Source organism: Thermodesulfovibrionales bacterium, assembly GCA_035622735.1.
In the GTDB taxonomy this organism is placed as follows: domain Bacteria; phylum Nitrospirota; class Thermodesulfovibrionia; order Thermodesulfovibrionales; family UBA9159; genus DASPUT01.
Genome location: DASPUT010000233.1, coordinates 1 through 20,579, shown reverse-complemented (window position 1 = coordinate 20,579; position 20,579 = coordinate 1). Strand labels below are relative to the sequence as shown.

The 20,579-nt window shown below is 56.0% G+C and carries 18 protein-coding genes; 3 read left to right on the top strand and 15 right to left on the bottom strand.

The annotated features are described in order from the left end of the window. Both VEI96_12280 and VEI96_12275 read left to right on the top strand, forming a co-directional pair. Positions 1-549, top strand: a 549-nt coding sequence (locus VEI96_12280) for an acyl-CoA dehydrogenase family protein (protein HXX58771.1), incomplete at its 5' end; no start/stop codon positions are given. A 71-nt stretch (positions 550-620) separates the two neighbouring features. Then, positions 621-1,187, top strand: coding sequence for a CDP-alcohol phosphatidyltransferase family protein (locus VEI96_12275; protein ID HXX58770.1), 567 nt, complete (start codon positions 621-623; stop codon positions 1,185-1,187). 55 nt (positions 1,188-1,242) lie between these two features. Here the strand turns inward: VEI96_12275 and gatB are convergent, their stop codons facing one another. Further along, the gene (gene gatB, locus VEI96_12270) at positions 1,243-2,673 is read right to left on the bottom strand and encodes an Asp-tRNA(Asn)/Glu-tRNA(Gln) amidotransferase subunit GatB (protein HXX58769.1); all 1,431 of its coding nucleotides are present in this window, start codon (positions 2,671-2,673) and stop codon (positions 1,243-1,245) included. Positions 2,674-2,688: 15 nt separating this feature from the next. Continuing rightward, entirely contained in the window at positions 2,689-4,143 is a 1,455-nt protein-coding gene (gatA, locus tag VEI96_12265; GenBank protein ID HXX58768.1) for an Asp-tRNA(Asn)/Glu-tRNA(Gln) amidotransferase subunit GatA, read from the bottom strand. Positions 4,144-4,264: 121 nt separating this feature from the next. Between gatA and VEI96_12260 the strand changes: the two genes are divergently transcribed. Further along, positions 4,265-5,434, top strand: a complete 1,170-nt coding sequence (locus VEI96_12260; protein HXX58767.1) for a class I SAM-dependent rRNA methyltransferase — start codon at positions 4,265-4,267, stop codon at positions 5,432-5,434. Here VEI96_12260 and VEI96_12255 read toward each other — a convergent pair. The 13 genes from VEI96_12255 to VEI96_12195 form a co-directional block, all read right to left on the bottom strand. After that, complete coding sequence (locus VEI96_12255) at positions 5,431-6,912, bottom strand: anthranilate synthase component I family protein (GenBank protein HXX58766.1); 1,482 nt, start codon at positions 6,910-6,912, stop codon at positions 5,431-5,433. The genes VEI96_12260 and VEI96_12255 overlap by 4 nt on opposite strands. Positions 6,913-6,937: 25 nt before the next feature. Next, entirely contained in the window at positions 6,938-7,657 is a 720-nt protein-coding gene (gene pyrF / locus VEI96_12250; protein HXX58765.1) for an orotidine-5'-phosphate decarboxylase, read from the bottom strand. Position 7,658: 1 nt separating this feature from the next. Continuing rightward, positions 7,659-8,207: a dCTP deaminase gene (gene dcd, locus VEI96_12245; GenBank protein HXX58764.1), complete on the bottom strand. Its 549-nt coding sequence runs from the start codon at positions 8,205-8,207 to the stop codon at positions 7,659-7,661. 78 nt (positions 8,208-8,285) lie between these two features. Further along, positions 8,286-8,768 carry a metallophosphoesterase gene (locus tag VEI96_12240; protein HXX58763.1) on the bottom strand — a complete coding sequence of 161 codons (483 nt, stop codon included), beginning with the start codon at positions 8,766-8,768 and terminating at the stop codon, positions 8,286-8,288. A 65-nt stretch (positions 8,769-8,833) separates the two neighbouring features. Next, complete coding sequence (locus VEI96_12235; protein ID HXX58762.1) at positions 8,834-9,037, bottom strand: cold-shock protein; 204 nt, start codon at positions 9,035-9,037, stop codon at positions 8,834-8,836. Between the two features lie 186 nt (positions 9,038-9,223). Then, positions 9,224-10,753 carry a DHA2 family efflux MFS transporter permease subunit gene (locus tag VEI96_12230; protein ID HXX58761.1) on the bottom strand — a complete coding sequence of 510 codons (1,530 nt, stop codon included), beginning with the start codon at positions 10,751-10,753 and terminating at the stop codon, positions 9,224-9,226. A 2-nt stretch (positions 10,754-10,755) separates the two neighbouring features. Next, positions 10,756-11,853, bottom strand: a complete 1,098-nt coding sequence (locus VEI96_12225) for an HlyD family secretion protein (GenBank protein HXX58760.1) — start codon at positions 11,851-11,853, stop codon at positions 10,756-10,758. Continuing rightward, the gene (locus tag VEI96_12220) at positions 11,853-13,154 is read right to left on the bottom strand and encodes a TolC family protein (protein ID HXX58759.1); all 1,302 of its coding nucleotides are present in this window, start codon (positions 13,152-13,154) and stop codon (positions 11,853-11,855) included. Before VEI96_12220 ends, VEI96_12225 begins: the two co-directional genes overlap by 1 nt. Positions 13,155-13,192: 38 nt before the next feature. After that, complete coding sequence (locus tag VEI96_12215; GenBank protein ID HXX58758.1) at positions 13,193-14,422, bottom strand: ABC transporter permease; 1,230 nt, start codon at positions 14,420-14,422, stop codon at positions 13,193-13,195. Beyond that, positions 14,419-15,144: an ABC transporter ATP-binding protein gene (locus VEI96_12210; protein ID HXX58757.1), complete on the bottom strand. Its 726-nt coding sequence runs from the start codon at positions 15,142-15,144 to the stop codon at positions 14,419-14,421. Before VEI96_12210 ends, VEI96_12215 begins: the two co-directional genes overlap by 4 nt. A 2-nt stretch (positions 15,145-15,146) precedes the next feature. Next, positions 15,147-16,301: an efflux RND transporter periplasmic adaptor subunit gene (locus VEI96_12205; protein ID HXX58756.1), complete on the bottom strand. Its 1,155-nt coding sequence runs from the start codon at positions 16,299-16,301 to the stop codon at positions 15,147-15,149. Next, complete coding sequence (locus VEI96_12200; GenBank protein ID HXX58755.1) at positions 16,298-17,611, bottom strand: TolC family protein; 1,314 nt, start codon at positions 17,609-17,611, stop codon at positions 16,298-16,300. Before VEI96_12200 ends, VEI96_12205 begins: the two co-directional genes overlap by 4 nt. Position 17,612: 1 nt before the next feature. Next, on the bottom strand, positions 17,613-20,579 hold a 2,967-nt coding region (locus tag VEI96_12195), incomplete at its 5' end, for an efflux RND transporter permease subunit (GenBank protein ID HXX58754.1).

Below are 20,579 nucleotides of genomic sequence, written 5' to 3'. Positions count from 1 at the left end.
AGGGCCTCGGTGACACGGGAACTGATCTTCGACAACTGCAGAATACCGAAGACGAATATCATCGGCAGGGAAGGGATGGGCTTCATCGTGGCGATGAAGACCCTCGACAGTTCGCGGACCGGCGTCGGAGCACAGGGTCTCGGAGTGGCCCAGGGCGCATTCGATGAGGCGGTGAAGTTTGCGAGGCAGCGTGTCCAGTTCGGCCATCCGATCATCAGTTTCCAGGCGATCCAGCATATGCTCGCCGACATGGCGACCGAGATCGAAGCCGCGCGGGCGCTCATATACTCGGTTTCCCGGTATATAGACAGCGGGGCGAAGGATATATCAAAGGAATCGGCCATCGCAAAGGTCTTTGCGACCGACCTCGGAATGCGCGTCACGACAAACGCGGTGCAGATCATGGGAGGCTCGGGGTACATGAGGGAATACCCTGTCGAGAAGATGATGCGCGATGCCAAGATCCTCCAGATCTATGAGGGGACGAACCAGATACAGAGAAACGTCATCGGACAGGAGTTGATCAAGGAAGCGGCAAGAAAGAAATAACCGAGCCTTCTTTTCGAGCCGGCGATTTTCTCCTGAAGCCCCGGCAGAGTCTTTCATAAAGTGAGCATGGCATGATCAGTTACAAACTCGGTCATTTTCTTGACGAGCCGCTCAGCCCTCTCGCAAAGCGGACCTCGATCCATCCGAACATCTTCACCGTTGCGGGGTTTGCCTTGACCACAGTCGCAGCATTTATAATTCCCGTGAATCTCAGGGTCGGCGGTCTCTTCATTCTCCTCGGAGCCCTCTGTGATATCTTCGACGGTGTCCTGGCACGCGTAAACGGGAGGTCCACAAGCTTCGGCGCCTTCCTCGATTCCCTCCTCGACAGATATTCCGATGCCTTTCTCTTTCTCTCCCTGGCGTGGTATCTCGCGGGCAGGGGAAACCATACAGGTGCATTCCTCAGCATCGGCACCATGGTAGGCGCGTTCCTCGTAAGTTATGCGAGAGCGAGGGGGGAGGGCCTCGGAATCAACAGCCAGGCCGGCCTTATGGAAAGACCGGAGAGGATAATATTTCTCATATTCGGCACCCTGACGGGATGGCTGCTTCCCGTGCTCTGGATACTCTTCATCCTGACCCACGCCACGGTCGTGCAAAGGGCCTACATTGTTTGGTCGGCAGGAAGGTCCTGAATGAGAAGCGCGATCGTCTTCAACGGCAATGCAGAGGGCTTCTGTTTTTTGAGTACTACTGGGTAAGTTTCTTTTTCAGGAAATCGTTCACCATCTGCGGGTTTGCCTTGCCCTTCGTCGCCTTCATCACCTGACCGACAAAGAAACCGATGAGCTTCTCGTCTCCACCCCGGAATCGTTCCACTTCCTGAGGGTGTTTTGCGATTATCTCATCAATAGCCTTTTCTATCGCGCCGGTATCGCTTATCTGGGTAAGGCCTTTCTCCCTCACGATCGCCTCGGCAGTCTTCCCGGTTCTGTACATCTCCTCAAAAACGGTCTTTGCAATCTTTCCGCTGATCGTTCCGTTCTCGATCAGTTTGATCATGTCCGCAAGATGACTCGGTCTGAGAAGAATCTCTTCAAGCGCCTTGTTCTCTTCATTGAGGAGCCTCAGGAGATCGCCCATCATCCAGTTCGCTACTGCCTTCGGGTCCCCATTCGCCTTGACCGCTTCTTCGAACCAGTCTGCCGTGGACTTCTCCGAGATCAGGAGGTCCGCATCGGCCTCCGGCAATTCGTATCCGGAAATAAACCGCCCCCTCTTTGCGTCGGGCAATTCCGGCAGTGATTCCCTTATCTCCCTGATCCAACCTTCTTCCGCCACAATCGGCACGAGGTCAGGCTCAGGAAAGTACCGGTAGTCATGAGCCTCTTCCTTTGAACGCATCGATTGCGTTATCCCCGCAGAGGAATCCCAGAGCCTCGTCTCCTGGACTATCTTTCCGCCCTCCTCAAGGACATGCACCTGGCGTTTTATCTCGTACTCGAGCGCCTTCTCAACAAACCTGAAGGAGTTGATGTTCTTCATTTCGACCTTGACCCCAAGCCCGCTGGTGCCTGCCGGCCGTATCGAGACATTGGCGTCACACCGGAGGGAGCCCTGCTCCATGTTTCCGTCGCAGACACCGAGATAGCGCAGGATCGTCCGCAGCTTCCTCATATATTCCGAAGCCTCCCGGGGGCTTCTTATATCCGGCTCAGAAACGATCTCCATGAGCGGCACACCGGCCCGGTTCAGATCGACGAAGCTGAAATTTCCGGCACCCTCATGGATATTCTTTCCCGCATCCTCCTCCATATGCACGCGGGTCACCCCGATCCTCCTCTTCTCACCGTCGACAACGATATCCACATAGCCCCGTTCACAGATCGGGAGTTCATACTGGCTCACCTGATACCCCTTCGGTAGGTCCGGATAGAAGTAGTTCTTTCGTGCAAACCTGCTGTATGGGGAGATCTGACAATTCATCGCAAGCCCCGTCCTGATTGCGAATTCGAGCGCCCTCCTGTTCATGACCGGAAGGACTCCGGGCATTCCTATGCAGATCTCGCACGTCTGGGTGTTCGGTTCAGCCCCGAACCTCGTGGAACACCCGCAGAACATCTTCGATTCCGTGAGCATCTGTGCATGTACTTCGAGTCCGATTACCGCTTCATAGTTCATCTTCGCATCCGCTCTCTATAGCGTAGGCCTTCTCGCATGCCACTCCGTCGCCTGTTCATAGGCATAGGCGGTCCTCAATATCGTTTCCTCGTCAAAATGTCTCCCGATGATCTGGAGCCCGATGGGAAGATTGCCCGGCGTAAAACCACAGGGCAGAGAGATGGCCGGCACACCCGCAAGGTTCACGGAGATCGTGAAGATATCCGAAAGATACATCTGGAGGGGGTCCTCGGTCTTCTCCCCGAGGTGAAAGGCCGCCGTCGGCGAAGTCGGGGTCACAATGACGTCCGCCCGCCTGAACGCCTCCTCAAAATCCCTCTTGATTAACGTCCTGACCTGCTGTGCCTTCCTATAGTAGGCATCATAATACCCTGAGGATAGTGCGTATGTGCCGAGCATGATCCTCCGCTTCACCTCGGCGCCAAAGCCCCCTGCCCTCGTCTTCATGTACATGTCGATAAGGTCCTTGCCCGATTCCCGAAAACCGTATTTAACCCCGTCATACCGGGCAAGATTTGATGAAGCCTCTGACGTAGCAAGAAGGTAATACGTCGCGACCGCGTAATCCGTGTGAGGCAGGGATATCTCCTCGGGTATCGCGCCGAGGGATTCGAGCTGTCTGATCGCGGCGCGCACAGACGCCTCGACCGCACTGTCCATTCCCTCGATGAAATATTCTCTCGGGATGCCGACCTTCAGACCCTTGATTTCCCGGCCGAGACCGCCGCTGAAATCGGGAACAGGAACCGGCGCTGACGTGGAATCCATCTGATCGCGGCCGGAAATGATGTTCATGAGAATCGCAGCGTCTTTCACATTCTTCGTTATCGGGCCTATCTGATCGAGCGATGATGCGAAGGCGACGAGTCCATACCGTGAGACGCGGCCATAGGTCGGTTTCATGCCGACAACGCCGCAGAGCGCTGCCGGCTGCCGTATCGAGCCTCCCGTGTCAGAGCCAAGCGCCGCGATACATTCGTCCGCCGCAACGGCTGCCGCCGAACCCCCGCTGCTTCCCCCAGGAATTCTCGCGAGGTCCCACGGATTCCTCGTGGCATGAAATCCAGAATTCTCTGTTGACGAACCCATGGCGAATTCATCGAGGTTCGTCTTGCCTGTCAAGACATATCCCTGTTCGGTCAGTCTCGACGTCACCGTGCTCTCATAGGGCGGAATAAAGTTGGAAAGGATTCTCGATGAGCAGGTCGTCCTGATGCCTTCCGTGCACATGTTATCCTTAATCGCCACCGGAATACCGAGCAGCGGCAGCGAATTCCCCTCATCGATCTTTTTCTGGCACCCGGCGGCCGCTTCGATCGCCCCTTCCCTTGTCAGGCTCACGTAGGCCTTCACGCGGTCTTCGACCGCATCGATCCTCGCATAGACAGAATCGACGACATCTCTTACCGATGCCTCTTTCCTGTCAAGGAGCGCCCTGAGTTCCGCTATGGTCAGCGCATGGAGTTCCATCTCAATCCTTCATGATAGGAATAAAACAGCTTTTAAGTTTATCATCTCATAGAGGAAAAATGCAAAAGATCGACTTTTTCGTCATTTGCAATTTGGAATCCGATACGGCATTATTAAGGCCATGGAAGTCGTTCGCCTGCACCGCACAGCGCGGATATTAGCTGGCCATCTCTGGGTATTCTCGAACGAGCTCGCGGCGAGTCCGAAGAGGTTTGAATCCGGTTCTCTCGTCGAACTGAGGGACAAGAAGGATACCTTTCTCGGCATCGGCTATATCAATCCTCACTCACTCATCGCAGTGAGAATCCTCACGCGCGAGAGGGAAGAGGTAAACGCCGATTTCTTCAGGAAGAGGATACTGGCAGCTCTGGAATACCGGAGACGGTTCGTGAAGGAGGAGAATTCCTTCAGGGTGCTCTTCAGTGAGGGAGACCTTCTGCCCGGTCTCATCGTCGATAAGTATGACGACTGTCTCGTCGTGCAGGTCCTCACCATGGGTATCGAAAGATGGTCTGATACCCTTATCGAACTCCTCGACGACATCCTTTCCCCTTCTGCAATCGTGCTGAGGAACGACAGCACATCGAGACTGCTCGAAGGATTGCAGCAGGAGAAGCGGATAATAAAGGGCAGCCTCACTAATCTCCCGGTGGTGCGGGAATCTTCCTTCAGCTTTGAGATAGACCCGCTCTCCGGCCAGAAGACAGGGTTTTTCCTCGACCAGAGAGAAAACCGGATAGCCTTCAGCAAGCTGGTGAAAGGGGGAGAGGGGCTTGACCTCTTCTGTTATTCCGGCGCGTGGAGCCTTACCCTATCACACAAGGGCGCCCATGTCACAGGAATTGATGAATCGTCTTCCGCGATTACCCGCGCAGTCCAAAACGCAAAGAGAAATAATCTTTCCGACAGGTGCGTCTTCAGAAAGGCAGACGTCTTCGATTTTCTCAAGAAAGAGGTCTCGTTGAAGAACCGATATGATTTCATCGTCCTCGATCCTCCCGCCTTTGTAAAATCCGGGAGCAGGGTCAAAGAAGCCCTGCGGGCCTATCGCGACATAAACGCCAATGCGATGCGCCTGCTGAGAGAAGGGGGAATGCTCGCCACTTCTTCATGCTCTTACCACATCGGGAGGGAGGCATTCAGGGAGATGCTCCACTCCGCGGCACGGGATGCAGGCATTCAAGCGAGGCTCATCGAGATACGGTCCCAGGCAAGGGATCACCCCATCCTCCTCTCCGTGCCCGAGACGGAATATCTCAAATGCGCGTTCCTGGAGGTGCTGACCCCTTAAACTTTCTCGAGTGTCTTTATCAGCGCCTCCGCTTTTTTCAAAGTCTCGTGGTATTCCCGTTCCGGGTCTGAGTCGGCGACGATTCCTGCGCCCGCCTGGACATAGGCGTATCCGTCCTTTATCACGAGGGTTCTGATGATGATATTGAGATCCATGGCACTGGAGAAACCGATGTAACCCATCGACCCTGTGTAGGGGCCCCTCCTCACCGGCTCGAGCTCGTCGATTATCTCCATGCACCTTACCTTTGGAACACCGGTAATCGTACCTCCGGGAAAGGTCGCCCTCACAACATCGAAGACAGATTTGTCCCGTGCGAGCGTACCCCGGACATTCGATACGATATGGATGACGTGGGAATAGGCCTCGGTTATCATGAGCTCATTCACCGACACGCTCCCGTAATCGGAAACCCTGCCGATGTCGTTTCTCTCGAGGTCTATGAGCATGATATGTTCCGCCCTCTCCTTCTCGTTCAGGAGAAGTTCTTCACGCATCTTCTTGTCTTCTTTCAGATCCCTGCCCCTCGGTCGTGTTCCTGCTATGGGACGGGTATCGATAATCCCGTCCCTCAGACGCACAAGCCTTTCGGGGGATGAACTCACAACCGAATAATTGCCGAAATCGATGAATCCGGCAAAAGGGGAAGGATTGATCTCCCTGAGTTTCAGGTAAAGCCTCCACGGCTTCAGTCCGCCGATGTAGGCTGAGACCCGCTGGGACAGGTTTGCCTGGAAGATATCACCCGCCGCTACATATTCCTTTGCCTTCCCGACCATTTCCATGTACTCTTCTTTTCTCATCTCGTGGAATATCTCGATTTTCGGTCGGACGGAAAGGTTATCACTGCGGAGAGTTTCGCTCTTTCCCGTATCGAGGACCTTCCCGATCCCCCTTAGGGCATCTGCTGCCTCTTCATATCGCGAGGCGGGATCGCTGCCTCTCTCTCTCAGACCCGGGCAGACGATGATCCATGCCCTTTTATCCCTGTGGTCAAAGGCGATGAGTCTATCGAGAATAAAGAAGTCCGCATCGGGAATCCTGAGATCATCCGCCGTAGTCTGCGGGAGCCGCTCGAAGTACTGGACAAAATCATAGCTGAGGAGGCCGGCAGCACCTCCTTGAAACGGCGGAAGCCCGGGTGTCGGCCTCTGCGAATAGTCCCCGAGAATCGCACTCAATTTCGTCAGCGGATCCTCCTCGGAGAGAGACGATTCCCCTCCCGATACTATCTCGACTATGCCGTCCTTCGCCCTGAAGGTCATGACAGGTTCGAAGCCTATGAAGGAATATCTCGCGATCTCTTCCGGACCCCTTACGCTTTCGAAGAGGAAAGACGCGGGACCCGAGAACAACGGATACACCTCGTGAGGGGAAAGATAGGGTATCTCCACAGAGAGGGCAGGCACGAATCCTTCGCCGGAATCAGCGACGAATTCTTCTCTTGTGATCGAACAAACGTATGGATGATCTTTCATGATTGTTCACTATCTCTGCGGTCAGCTAAGCGGTGAGGATTTCAGCAGTGATCAGCTCGAGCGCCCGCAAAGGGTCCGGCTGGTCGAAAACCGTTCTCCCGAGAACGACGTAGTCAGCCCCCTGCCTCACAGCTTCCCGGGGGGTCACGGTCCGCCTCTGGTCGTCGGGAGGACTCCATGAAGACCGTATACCGGGTGTCACGATCACGAAGTTCTTCCCGAAATGGCTCCGCAAGGGCGCAACCTCATGTCCCGATGCCACAACCCCGTCGAGGCCGGCATCATGGGCGAGTTTCGAGAGCTGCTTCACATGGGTCTTCAGACTGTGCTGGATATTGAACTCGTCCCTCAAAGCCTCCTGACTCAAGCCGGTAAGAACAGTCACTCCGAGGATCTTCGGCCTCTCGATATTTTCCTTCAGACAGAGGTTCACCACGGATTCAACGCACTTCCGCATCATCTCGCTGCCGCCGGAGGCGTGGATGTTGAACATGGAGACACCGAGTCTCGTCGCTGCCAATGCAGCCTTCGAGACCGTATTGGGGATGTCGTGAAACTTGAGATCGAGGAATACCCTCTTCCCCCTTGCCTGTATCTCTTCAACAATCCCGGGACCGGCCGATACGAAGAGTTCGAGCCCGACCTTGAAGGTAGTAACGTGGTCCTTAAACCGCTCAACGAGCTCGAGTGCATGCCCTCCTTCTGAGACATCGAGGGCGAGGATGATCTTCTCCCTGGCCGGCACGTTACATCCTCGGGAGGGTGATGCCCTTCTGCGCCTGATACTTGCCAGATTTATCAGCGTATGAGGTCTCGCAGACGTCCGAACCGCCGAGGAAGAGGAGCTGTGCTATGCCCTCGTTGGCGTAAATCTTAGCGGGAAGAGGGGTCGTGTTCGAAATCTCTATCGTCACGTGGCCCTCCCATTCTGGCTCGAGGGGTGTGACGTTGACGACTATCCCGCAGCGCGCGTAGGTGGACTTGCCGAGGCAGATGACGAGGACGTCTCTCGGGATCCTGAAATATTCGACCGAGCGGCCGAGGGCAAAAGAATTGGGCGGCACGATACAGACCTCACCCCTGAAATCCACGAAACTCTTCGGGTCGAAGCCCTTCGGGTCTACGATCGTCGTATTGATATTCGTAAAAATCTTGAACTCGTCGGCTATCCTCATGTCGAAGCCGTAGGAACCCACTCCGTAGGATATGACCCCTTCCCTCACCTGACTTTCGTGGAAGGGTGTTATCATGCCCTTCGACGCCATTTCCCGTATCCACCTGTCGTTCTTGACCATAAAACCGCCCTCGTTTTGAAGCGTACCATAAAGCCCCGATCAATGACAACCGGGCCCCCCTTTCACCGGACAAGGCCCCTATTCGATGCGAATGATCTCGGCCTCCATCTTCTCGACGTCCACTATGGCGAGCGTCGATTCCCCCTTATGGAGCCTCGCGACCTTGCCGGGATTCACGATGAGGGTGTCTCCCTGCCTCCTGATCTCGGGCCTGTGGGTATGACCGTAGATCACGAGATCGAATCGTCCGCTGTCGGCAAAGGCATGCACGAGATCGGGCTCATGCAAAACGACGACCCTCCGCTCATGGAATGTCATGAAGTGCGGCTGGTTATGGATCCGGCCGCCGGCCTTCTCCTTCAGGAGGATCCTATCGCCGTCGTTGTTGCCGAATATGGCGGTAAGGGGACAGCCCAGTTCCCCGAACAGCTCGAAGGTGAAGGGGGATATGATGTCGCCGGCATGGATGACATGGGAGACCTTTTCAGCGTTGAGAAGTGCCACCGCCTTCCCTACCGAAGACATATCATCGTGGGTATCGGAGATTATTCCTACACGCATCGGTCACCGCAAAAAAAACGGGTGAGTGCAGTCTCCTGCCTCACCCGCCTTCATTCCGAATGTTACTAAATCTTGACTACATTTGCCGCTTTCAGTCCCTTTTCTCCCTCCACGATATCGAATTGCACCCTCTGCCCCTCTGCGAGGGTCTTGAACCCGTCATTAGAGATAGCCGAGAAATGGACAAAGACATCAGGTCCGTTGTCCTGCTGGATGAAACCGAATCCCTTGGTTTCATTGAACCACTTAACTGTACCTTCGAACGACATACTTCTTACTTCCTCCTTTTCCCTGTTATGCCAGAACCGAACCCTTACAAGTTCGAACGCCCTCAGGGGGCTGTTACGGCAGAGGGAATAAAAATAAAACCTGCAAAACAGGATAGTTTTTTATACCACCGACGGACGATAATGTCAACCCCTTCCCGGCATCCTGCTCACCAATCTCTCTTCTTCTCAATGCATTCCAGGCTGCGCCTCTTGTCTTCCCTTCCTCATGAGCAACACGAGCGGAAGGATCACGATCATGAGGATGCTCAGGAGGTGGAAGACGTCATTAAATGACATCATCGACGCCTGCCTGAGAAGCTGTGCGTAGATCGCACCCGGACCGCCCTGATCCGCGCTCACCGTTCCGAGGCCCCTGCCCTGGAGAACCGCCGCCGTCTTTTCCACGGCGAGTTGATAGCCCGTGTGAAACGGAGTGAGGTGTTCGACAAGACGCGACTGATGAAGCTGCGCCCTCCGCGCGATCATCGTCGTGACGAAGGCGACGCCGAAACTTCCCCCCAAATTTCTCAGGAGGTTGTATATCGCGGCAGCATTCGCCATGTCTTCCTTCTTCACGCTCGACATGGTCAGCGTCGTGAGGGGAATAAAGAGAAAACCCATGCCGACACCGAGCACGATCCTCGGCCAGATGACCGTATCGAAGCCGGCGAGCAGGTTGAACTGCGACATGAGATAGGTCGAATAGGCGGAGACGATGATGCCGAAGGCGAGTAATCCTTTCGGGTTCACCTTCGTCACGAGCCGCCCCGCTATCGGCATCGCGACGAGGGTCGCCACTCCGCCCGGCCCGAGCACCATGCCGGCGAGCGTCGCCGTATATCCCATGAGCGTCTGGAGGTAGATCGGAAGGAGCACGATGCTGCCGAAGAGGTTGAAGAACGCAAAGAACATGACGACATTCCCCGTGCTGAAGGAGACATTCCTGAAGGTCTTCAGATTCATTATGGGATGTTCGGCGAACCGCTCCACGATGAGAAAGAGTATCAGGGTCGACGCCGCAATTACCGTAAGCCAGGTGATGAAGCTCGATTCGAACCAGTCCTCTCTCTGTCCCTTATCGAGAACGATCTGGAGACAGCCCAGTCCTACCGCGAGGAGAGCAAGCCCCCAATAGTCGATCTTCATCTTCATGCGTTTCATGTACGGCGGGTCGACGATGAAGAAGAGGGTCATTAAAATCGAGACGATGCCGATCGGTATATTGATGAAAAAGATCCAGTGCCAGGACCAGTTATCGGTGATCCACCCTCCGAGGAGGGGTCCAATAATCGGCCCGAACATGATGCCGACTCCGAAGAGGGCCATCGCCATGCCGTGCTGCCGCGGGGGAAAGCTCTCGAGCAGGATCGACTGTGATATCGGCTGGAGGGCGCCGCCGCCTATGCCCTGAAGGATCCGGAAAACCACGAGGCTCTGGAGGTTCCAGGAGGAACCGCAGAGGAGCGAACTGAGGGTGAAGAGCGATATGGAGAAGACGAGGTACCGTTTCCTCCCGAAAAGCCTGCTGAGCCAGCCCGTCATCGGGATGATGATGGCGTTCGAGACGAGATAGGATGTGATCGTCCACGTCGATTCGTCTATTCCCGCGGAGAGGCTGCCGCGTATGTGATCGAGGGAGACGTTCACCACCGACGTATCGATGATCTCGATCAGCGTCGGGAGCATGACGGTAAGGGCGACGATCCACTTGTTCATCACTATCTGTCGATGAGGATCGTTGGCACAACGGACATTCCTATTCTCAGGAGATGCTCCGGGTCGGCATTCTTCTCAATTACTATCTTCACCGGTATTCTCTGGACCACTTTCACGTAGTTCCCGGTCGCATTCTCAGGAGGAAAGAGCGAAAATGCCGCCCCCGTGCCTGCCATAATGCTGTCCACCTTGCCTTTAAATCTCTTTCCCGGGTAGGTATCGGCCTCTATCTCGACCTTCTGACCCGGTCTCACCCCGGATAGCTGCGTCTCTTTGTAATTTGCCGTTATGTAGATATCGTCGAGGGGGACAACCGCCATCAACGGCTGGCCTGCCTGAATTTCGTTGCCGAGCTCGACAGACCTTTTTGTGATGTACCCATCCCAAGGGGCGTAAATCTTCGAATAACCGAATTTCAACTCCGCGTCATTCAACTGGGCCTCGCGCCGCTTCACCTCACCCAGCTGCGCGGTCCGTCCGGCTTCTGTCTGCCGTATCACCGCCTTTTGCGTCTCGATGCCGGACAGGGCGCTTTTCAATTCCTCCTCTGCCGCTTTCACCTGTGCAACGGCCACCTTATGGGCGGTCACCGTCTTCTCATACCTCTCTTTCGACATAACCTCCTTCTTAAAGAGGCCCTCCGCCCTCTTTCTATCCAATTCGGCCTGTTCGAGGTTGGCTTTCTGGAGTTCGAGGTTGGCCCGCACCGCTGAAGCCCGGGCACTGAATTCCATGAGCTGTCTTTCGGCTGTCTCTCTCCTCGACTCGACCTCAAGCAATTTGCCCTTTTCCGCGCCGAAAGCGCCCGCGGCCTCGTTCACCCGCACTTCGTAATCCGCGGGGTCTAATGCGAGAAGGATATCGCCTTTCTTCACAAGTTGATTATCCCTCACGGCGATCATCGTCACCGTCCCCGGCACCTTCGAGGCGATGGTATGGATGTAACCGTCGACGAAGGCATCGTCCGTCGAGACATGAACGTTCTTATATCGTAGGTAGAAGAAGACAACGACCGCTCCGATGAGCGCGATGACGACAAAGAGGGACAGTGCGATAATATTCCTTCTGTGATTATTTGCAGGCTGTTTCGTCTCTTCCATTATTTATACACCTCCGATAAATCTCCCCCGAGAGCGTATATGACCTTCGCCTCGGCCCTCCGCAGGTCATAGAGCGAACGGTAATGGTTCGTCTCGGCCGTGGTGAGGAGCGTGACGGCATCCAGCACATCGGTGGCTGTCCCGGCCCCTTCGGCGTACCGAACGCGGTTTATCCTGAGATTCTCCTCCGCCTGTCCGACGGCATCCCTCGCCACCGAAATCCTCTCCCGCGCGTCCCTCAGATCGAGGAGATAATTTTCTACCTCGAGCCGTATGTCGTCTTCGAGTTTCGCCTTCTCCTCGATGAGCTGAAGCTTCTGGTTCCTCACCTTCAGGATCCCCGCCTTTGTACTGCCCCCGCTGAAAAGGCTCATCGTCATCCCGAGCAGGAGCTGTAGATTCCCTTGGTTCACGACGTAACGGTTCTCGGTGTAGGAGTAGCCTCCCTGCGCAAAGAACTTCGGGAAATATTCCGCCTTCCGCGCCTCCTCCTCCAGATTGAGGGACCGGAGGGTCTCATTCGCGATGGAGATCTCAGGCCTCCGGCTGAGCGCCGTTTGCCATGACCTCTCGAGGTCGAGGCCTGTCCATTCCAGTCCGACTTCTTGGATGTCAGCCACCTCGGAATCCGTGGCGAGGGGCCTCACGAGAAAGGCATTGAGACGAGAGCTCGTGATCGCCCGGAGATTCTTCGCGCTCAGCAGTCTCTGCCTTGCGTCGGAAAGACGCACTTCAGCCTGGAGGAGGTCGTTCCTCGTTATGACACCCTCTCCGTAAAGATTCTCCGCGTCGCGGAGATGGGCCTCCAGCTGCTGCACCTCCTTATCGGCAACGAGAATCCTCTTTTCGGCCTCGAGGAGGTCGAAGTAGGTGAGGCTGAAATCGAGGGAAACGAGATTCCTCACCCTTTTCGTGTCGAACCGTTTCGTTTCGAGAATAGCCATGCTCGCCTCATAGCGGGACGCGTTCTCCCTGAAGTCATAGAGCGTCTGCTGGACGGTGATGCTGTATGAGTAGTAGTCCTTATCCGAAGTCGGCACAATCACATCCCCGAAGATAGCCTTCGGCTGATGGGAGAGGAACGTCTGGTTGGCCGAGGCATACGCCTGAGGGAGCAGAGGCGACCTTGCGATGAGCGTGTCTGCCTCGGATATCGCCTCCTGCCGTCCCGCTATCTTTATGAGCCTGTTGTTTTCAGCGACGAGCCGCAACCCCTGCGGCAGGGTCAAGATCTCCGCCGAGGCAGCGCAGGCAAAAGAGAGAAAACAGAGTATGCTCAGGAAAAAGAGCTTGCCTCTCATTTCATGCCTTCCTCTTGCCGACGATCGTCATCGTTTCTCTATTCGAACCTCAGCGCGTCTATCGGATTGAGGAGCGAGGCCTTATACGCGGGATAGAATCCGAAGGATATCCCGACGAGGCCCGAGAAACCGAAGGCGAGCAGTATCGAGAGGAGCGATACGATCGTCGGCCAGCCCGCCGCCATCGAGAGGAGCTCCGAGCCTGACACGCCGAGAATAATTCCGGCCGCGCCCCCGATAAGCGACAGGGTGAGCGCCTCTATGATGAACTGGAGCCTGATATCCCAAGTCTTGGCGCCGACCGCCATCCTGATTCCGATCTCCCGTGTCCTCTCGGTGACCGAGACGAGCATGATATTCATGATCCCGATTCCCCCGACGAGGAGAGAAACCGATGCGATCGCTCCGAGGAGGAGCGTCATGACCTTTGTCGATTGTTCCGCGGCCTGCATCATCTGGGTGAGGTTCCTGACGGTGAAATCATTGTCCTGTTTCTGGCCGATGCGATGCCTCTGCTTGAGCAGGTCATTGATCTGTTTCTCGGCAGGCGCCAGGTCTTCCGGGCTTTTCGCTTTCACCATGATTATCCTGATCATGCCGGGAAAGGACGTCCCGAAAAGCTTTTTCTGCGCCGTCGTCACGGGAACGTAGATGGTATCGTCCTGATCCTGTCCGGACGGCGACTGCCCTTTCGTCGCAAGAACACCGACGACGACGAACGGAACTTTCTTGATCCTGACGATCTGTCCGACGGGATTCATATCACCGAACAGATTGTCCACGACGGTCTGGCCCAACAGGGCCACCTTTGTGGCGCTGTTGACGTCCTGCTGGGTAAAGGTCTTACCGGCAGAAAGCGGCCAGTCCCGCACATTCAGCATGCTCGGTGTCGTTCCTATCACACCGGTTGACCAGTTCTGGTGCCCGTAGACAATCTGCGCGACACCGTTCAGGACGGGAGCCACATCCGCAACGGCGGGAGACTCCTTCACGATCGCATCCGCATCCGCCATCGTCAGAGTCGCCTGCGTGCCCGCACCCATCCTCACACCGCCCGACGTGGTGGAACCGGGAAGGACCATGAGCAGGTTGCTTCCCATGCTCGAGATCTGCGCCGAGATCTGTCTGCTCGCGCCGGTGCCGACGGCGAGCATCGCTATCACAGCGCCCACCCCGATAATAATGCCAAGCATCGTCAAGGCTGAACGCATCTTGTTCACCCGCAACGCCCTCAAGGAAATCTTCAGTGTAGACGGTATATTGATCATCCTCTTCCAATAACCCTCTTCTCATTCCCCGGTTCGTCTTTCACCTGCTCGTCACTCACGATCCTCCCGTCAAGGAACTTGATGATCCTCCTGCCGTAGGCCGCGATATCCGGCTCATGGGTAACGATAATCACGGTAATATGAGATTCTCTGTTCAACCGAACCAACAGCTCCATGATCTCGACGCTCGTCTTCGTGTCGAGATTGCCCGTAGGTTCGTCCGCGAGAATTATCGGCGCATCGTTCACAAGCGCCCTCGCTATGGCGACCCTCTGCTGCTGGCCGCCTGAAAGCTGGTTCGGCCGGTGATCTTCTCTCCCTTCGAGGCCGACACTCTTCAGCGCCGCCCTTGCCCGCTGCCATCTCTCTTTCGCCGGGAGTCCGTCATAAAGCAGCGGCAGTTCGGCATTCTCGACGGCCGATGTCCTCGAGAGCAGGTTGAACCCCTGAAAGACGAACCCAATCTTTTTGTTCCTTATGCCGGCGAGTTCATCCCTGCTGAGCCTGCCGACATCGATACCCTCAAGGAGGTACCGGCCGGCCGTAGGCTGGTCAAGGCAACCGAGGACATTCATGAACGTCGATTTGCCCGAGCCGGACGGACCCATGATGCAGACAAACTCCCCTTTCTCTATCGTCGCTGAAACATCCATGAGCGCATTCACCTCGATGTCTCCGAGGCTGTATATCTTGCTGACATCGCGAATCTCGATGAGAGACATCGTCAGAACATTCTCGGGCCTGAGGGCGTGGCGGCTTTCGCCTTCGCGAGTGACTCCACGATCACCTCCTGACCTTCCCTGAGTTCTCCCCCCGACAGTTCGGTAAAATTGCCGTCGCTTATCCCGACCGTCACGGGAACGCGTTTCGCCTTCCCATTGTCGGCTATCCATACGGCAGACCCCTTCTGCGGCTGCTTCGCCTTGGTCCGCTCTGCGGGCCTGAACCTCAGGGCGGCGTTCGGTACCTTCAGGACGTCCTTCTTTTCCGCCACGATGATCGAGACATTGGCTGTCATGCCGGGCTTCAGCTTGAATTCCGGATTGTCGACGGTTATGACGACGTCATAGGTGACGACGTTCTGGACCGTAATCGGTGCGATCCGCACCTGCCCCACCCTTCCCCTGAAGGTGATGTCCGGGTATGCGTCGACCGTGAATTCGACCTCCTCACCGATCTTCACCTTGCCGATATCGGCCTCATCGACACTCGTGTCTATCTGCATCTTCGTGAGGTCCTGCGCGATGGTGAAGAGGGTCGGAGTCTGGAAGCTCGCCGCAACGGTCTGACCCACGTCGACGTTCCGCGACACGACGGTCCCGTCAACAGGAGAGACGATCCTCGTATATCCGAGGTTCGTCTCGGCGTTCTTCAGCGCCGCCTCTGCCTGGGCCACCGCGGCCTTGGCTACGTTCACTGAGGCCACGGAGGTCTCGTAATTCGTCTCCGCCGTATCGAGATCGCTCCTCGCGATGAGGTTTTTCGCAAAGAGCTCCCTGTTCCTCTCCATCGTCCTCTTCGAATCGACGAGCGTAGCACCTGCCTTCTCGACATTCGCCTTCGCCGAGAGGAGGTTCGCCTTCGCCTGAGAGACCTGCTCCTCGAAGAGGGCGGGGTCTATCTGCGCTATCAACTGGCCCTTCTTCACCTGGGAATTGAAATCGACATAGAGACGTTGTATCGTGCCCGAAACCTGCGTGCCTACCAATACGGTTATCACCGCATTCACCGTACCCGTAGCGGTGACGGTCGTCACGATATCGCCCCGCAAAACCTTCTCGGTCCTGAACTGCGGCTCATTCCCCTTGTTTCTGAAGAACAGGAATCCGGCCGCTGCGAGTACAAGGACAACGAGACTCCCTATGAGCATCTTCTTCATCTCATCCCCATCGCCTTTTCGAGGCTCGCTTGTGCGACCTTGTCCGCATAGAGCGCCTGGATGTAAGATAATCGCGAGTTCGCCAGCGAGACCTCCGCGTCTGTCACCTCAACGGGACTCCCGACACCCGCCGCGTATCTCCCGTTCGCTATATCGAGGTTCTCCTGCGCCTGATCAACACCGAGCTTTGCAGTGGGGATCGCCTCTTCAGCAGCCCTGAGCGTCAAATATGCCTGCTGCACGTCGAGAAAGACGGTCTGTCGCACCGACTCTTCATTCGCCCTGAGCACGTCCGCGTTCGCCTTTGCCTCTTCGACCTGGCTCTTCGTCAAGAAGCCGCTGAAAATAGGAACCGTTATCGCAGCGCCGAAAGTCCATCCGTTGCCGATAGTATAAATTTGCTGACCGGACCAGGTGTATGAGGCGTTTCCCGTCAGGAAGGGATAGTAACCCGTCTTCGCGAGATCGATCGAGACCTCCGCCGCCCTCCTCTTCGCGACGATCGACTGCAGGTCGGGCCTGTTCTCATAGGCCCTCGAGAGAGCCTCCTCGAGCGTCATCCCGTATTTTTCGAAAGAGATATTTTCGGAGAGCGTATATTCGGGCGCTTCCGGTACCCCCATGGCGTTGTTCAGGTTGACTACCGCTATCCTGAGATCGTTTTCCGCCTTTATGAGATTCAGTTTCGCCGTGCTCACGTCAACCTCGGCCTTAATCACATCGAATTTCGGTTTCGTGCCGACCTCATAAAAACCCCGCGCCTGCTCAAGGTGCTGCTCTGTCTGCTTCACCGTATCTTCCAATACAGTCCTGTTATGCTTCGCCTGTACGACTCCGTAATAGTTCTGCTTCACGGCAAAAACCGTCTGTTCGGTCACATTCTCGAGGTCAGAGCGGGAGGAATCAAAGTTGAGCTTCGATATCTTCACCTGTGAAGAGGTCCTCCCGAAATCGTAGATGTTCTGACTGAGGGTAAAGCTCGCCGTGTATTGATCGATCGCGCCGCCCTGAAAACCGGTAAACTGGCTTGAACTCGAAGTGGTATTCACAAACTGGCCGATCGGGAGGGTCCGCGCGTAACCCGCCGTCCCGCTTATCTGGGGATAATAGTTCGACTTTGCCTCACCGATCCTGCTCTCATTCACGTTCACCGTATTCATGGACGCAACGATATTCGGCTGTCTCTTCAGCGCGATCTCGATACACCGTTCGATCGTGAGCACTTCACCCTTTTGGATCATCTCATCTGCCCACCCCTGCACAGGAGCGAGACATGCGAGAAGCAGTACGAAGGAAATCACCTCTTTCATTTTATCCTCCGGTAACAACTGATTCAGTTTTACGCTGATTCTGCCTTTTCCGAGACAGCCCCATGACCTTCTCCTGAACCTTATCCATGTAATAATAGACGACGGGTGTTATGTAAAGGGTCAGGAGCTGAGAGACGACGAGCCCTCCGACAACAGCCAGTCCGAGGGGCCGGCGCGCATCGGCGCCTGCGCCGAAGCCGATCGCGATAGGAAGGGTACCCATGAGTGCAGCCATCGTCGTCATCATGATCGGGCGGAAACGTATGATTGCACCTTCATAGATCGCCTCAAGGGGTGACTTATGTTCCTGCCGCTGCGCCTCGAGGGCAAAATCGATCATCATGATCGCGTTCTTCTTGACGATGCCGAGGAGCATGATGATGCCGACAAAGGCATAGATGTTCAGATCCTTATGGAAGAGCAAGAGGGTGATCAATGCCCCGAATCCCGCGGCAGGAAGTCCCGACAGGATCGTGATCGGGTGGATATAACTCTCATAGAGGATGCCGAGCACAATGTAGATCACGAGGATAGCCATGACGAGCAGAATCCAGAGCCCTTTCATCGAAGACTGGAACGCCTGAGCGGTGCCCTGAAAACTCGTACTGACCGTCGGCGGCAAGACCTGCCTCGCGAGTTTATCCACGAGCGCCACCGCGTCTCCCAGTGACACTCCCGGCCGCAGGTTAAAAGAGATCGTCACAGCCGGCAGCTGCCCGAGATGATTCACTGTCAGGGGACCCACGTCCCCTTTCATCCGCGTAACGGCGTTCAACGGCACGAGCTGTCCCCCGGCCGAGTGGATATAGAGCATCGACAAGGCCGCGGGATCCATCTGGTATTTCGGCTCGAGCTCGAGGATCACCTGGTATTGGTTGTTCGGCGCGTAAATGGTCGAAACCTGCCGCGAACCGTAGGCGGAATAGAGCGAATCCTCTATCTGCGACACCGTGACGCCGAGGGCCGAGGCCTTGTCACGGTCGATGTCGAGATTCACCTGGGGATTCTTTATCTGGAGATCGCTCGTTACGTCCTGGAGCTGCGGGAGCGTCCGCAGTTTCGCTTCGAAGTCTGACGCACGCTGATAGAGTTCCTGGGTATCGGGGCTCTGGAGGGTGAACTGGTATTGACTCTTCGTCAGCTGGCCTCCGATGCGGATCGAGGGAAGGTTCTGCATGAACATCTGGATGCCGGTCACTTTAGCGACCTTCTTCCGCAGTTCCTGGATGATCTCATCGGCGCTCAGCTTTCGCTCTTTCAGGGGCTTCAGCCGCATGAAGATTCTGCCGGTATTACTGGCGACGCTCACTCCGCTCGCGCCGATAGCAGACATGAAGGCATCCACATGGGGGTCCTTCGCCACGATTGCAGCGAGTTCCTGCTGGTGCCTCACCATGTCCTGAAAGGAAATCCCCTGCGCCGCCTCGGTAAAGGCGAAGATCTGGCCGGTATCTTCCGTGGGGAGGAATCCCATCGAAATCTTCGTAAACAGAAAGCCCGTCGCAACGGTGAGGATGATGGTGAGGGCCAGGACGGACCTCCGATAGTTGAGGACCCATTTCAGCGTCCCCTTATACCCCTTCAGCATCCCGTCGAAGAAACGCTCCATAACGACATAGAGACGGCCGTGCTTCAGCTCACCCGGGGGCCGCAGAAAACGGCTGCAGAGCATGGGCGTGAGCGTCAGGGAGACGAACCCGGATATGAGAATCGCCATACTGATCGTGACGGCGAATTCGTGGAGGAGGCGTCCGAGGATCCCGCCCATGAAAAGCACGGGGATAAAGACCGCGACGAGCGAAAGGGTCATTGAGAGAATCGTAAATCCTATCTCCCTCGAACCCTTGAGGGCGGCTTCCATCGCCCCTTCACCGTGTTCCATGTGCCGGACGATATTTTCGAGCATGACAATCGCGTCGTCGACCACGAACCCGACCGACAAGGTAAGGGCCATGAGGGATATATTATCGATACTGAATCCCATGAGATACATCGCGGCGAAGGTGCCGATGAGCGAGAAAGGCAGCGCCAGACTCGGGATGACCGTAGCAGAAAGGTTCCGGAGAAAGAGGAATATCACCATGACGACAAGGCCGATGGTGAGAATGAGGGTAAACTTCACGTCCCTCACCGATTCACGGATAGAGAGCGAACGGTCATAGAGGACGTTCAGGTTTACCGATGGAGGCATCTGGGCACGGAAGACGGGCAGAAGGTTCTTGATGCTGTCGACGACCTCGACGGTATTCGTGCCGGGCTGGCGCTGGATCGCGAGGACGATGGCGCGGTCGCTGTTGTACCAGTTCGCCACCTTGTCGTTCTCGACGCTGTCGATGACCCGGCCGATCTCGTTGAGGCGAACGGGCGATCCCTTGCGGTAGGCTACGATGAGAGGACGGTACGCCTCAGCGTTATAGAGCTGCCCTGTCGCCTGAATCGTAAAGGCCTGCCTCGTTCCCTGCAGGGTCCCTGTCGGAAGGTTCACGTTTCCCAGTGTGAGGGCATTGGCGACGTCATCGATGCCGATCTGTCTCGTCGCGAGGGCCTTCGGGTCGACCTGCGCGCGTACCGCGTATTTCTGAGATCCGAAGACCTGCACTTGTGCCACGCCGCTGATCATCGAAATACGAGGAGCGATGAACGTATCGGCGTATTCATTGACCGCAGAGAGGGGAAGCGTCGGAGAGCTGAGCGCGAGGTAGATGACGGGCTGGTCAGCGGGGTTCACCTTGCTGTAGGTAGGAGGGGTCGGCATGTTCTGGGGCAGCTGCTTCGCCGCCTTGGCCATCATCGCCTGCACATCCTGCCCCGCTGCATCGATATTCCTGCTGAGATTGAACTGCAGGGTGATCTGGCTGTTTCCGAGCGCATTCGTCGAGGTCATCGAGTCAAGACCCGAAATAGTCGAAAACTGCCGCTCCAGAGGGGTCGCGACCGCCGACGCCATAGTCTCCGGACTGGCTCCGGG

Bases quoted from the DNA above. Each gene is read 5' to 3' on its own strand.
- VEI96_12275 (HXX58770.1), top strand. From the start codon at position 621: ATGATCAGTTACAAACTCGGTCATTTTCTTGACGAGCCGCTCAGCCCT.
- gatB (HXX58769.1), bottom strand. From the start codon at position 2,673: ATGAACTATGAAGCGGTAATCGGACTCGAAGTACATGCACAGATGCTC.
- gatA (HXX58768.1), bottom strand. From the start codon at position 4,143: ATGGAACTCCATGCGCTGACCATAGCGGAACTCAGGGCGCTCCTTGAC.
- VEI96_12260 (HXX58767.1), top strand. From the start codon at position 4,265: ATGGAAGTCGTTCGCCTGCACCGCACAGCGCGGATATTAGCTGGCCAT.
- VEI96_12255 (HXX58766.1), bottom strand. From the start codon at position 6,912: ATGAAAGATCATCCATACGTTTGTTCGATCACAAGAGAAGAATTCGTC.
- dcd (HXX58764.1), bottom strand. From the start codon at position 8,207: ATGGTCAAGAACGACAGGTGGATACGGGAAATGGCGTCGAAGGGCATG.
- VEI96_12240 (HXX58763.1), bottom strand. From the start codon at position 8,768: ATGCGTGTAGGAATAATCTCCGATACCCACGATGATATGTCTTCGGTA.
- VEI96_12235 (HXX58762.1), bottom strand. From the start codon at position 9,037: ATGTCGTTCGAAGGTACAGTTAAGTGGTTCAATGAAACCAAGGGATTC.
- VEI96_12230 (HXX58761.1), bottom strand. From the start codon at position 10,753: ATGAACAAGTGGATCGTCGCCCTTACCGTCATGCTCCCGACGCTGATC.
- VEI96_12225 (HXX58760.1), bottom strand. From the start codon at position 11,853: ATGGAAGAGACGAAACAGCCTGCAAATAATCACAGAAGGAATATTATC.
- VEI96_12220 (HXX58759.1), bottom strand. From the start codon at position 13,154: ATGAGAGGCAAGCTCTTTTTCCTGAGCATACTCTGTTTTCTCTCTTTT.
- VEI96_12215 (HXX58758.1), bottom strand. From the start codon at position 14,422: ATGATCAATATACCGTCTACACTGAAGATTTCCTTGAGGGCGTTGCGG.
- VEI96_12210 (HXX58757.1), bottom strand. From the start codon at position 15,144: ATGTCTCTCATCGAGATTCGCGATGTCAGCAAGATATACAGCCTCGGA.
- VEI96_12205 (HXX58756.1), bottom strand. From the start codon at position 16,301: ATGAAGAAGATGCTCATAGGGAGTCTCGTTGTCCTTGTACTCGCAGCG.
- VEI96_12200 (HXX58755.1), bottom strand. From the start codon at position 17,611: ATGAAAGAGGTGATTTCCTTCGTACTGCTTCTCGCATGTCTCGCTCCT.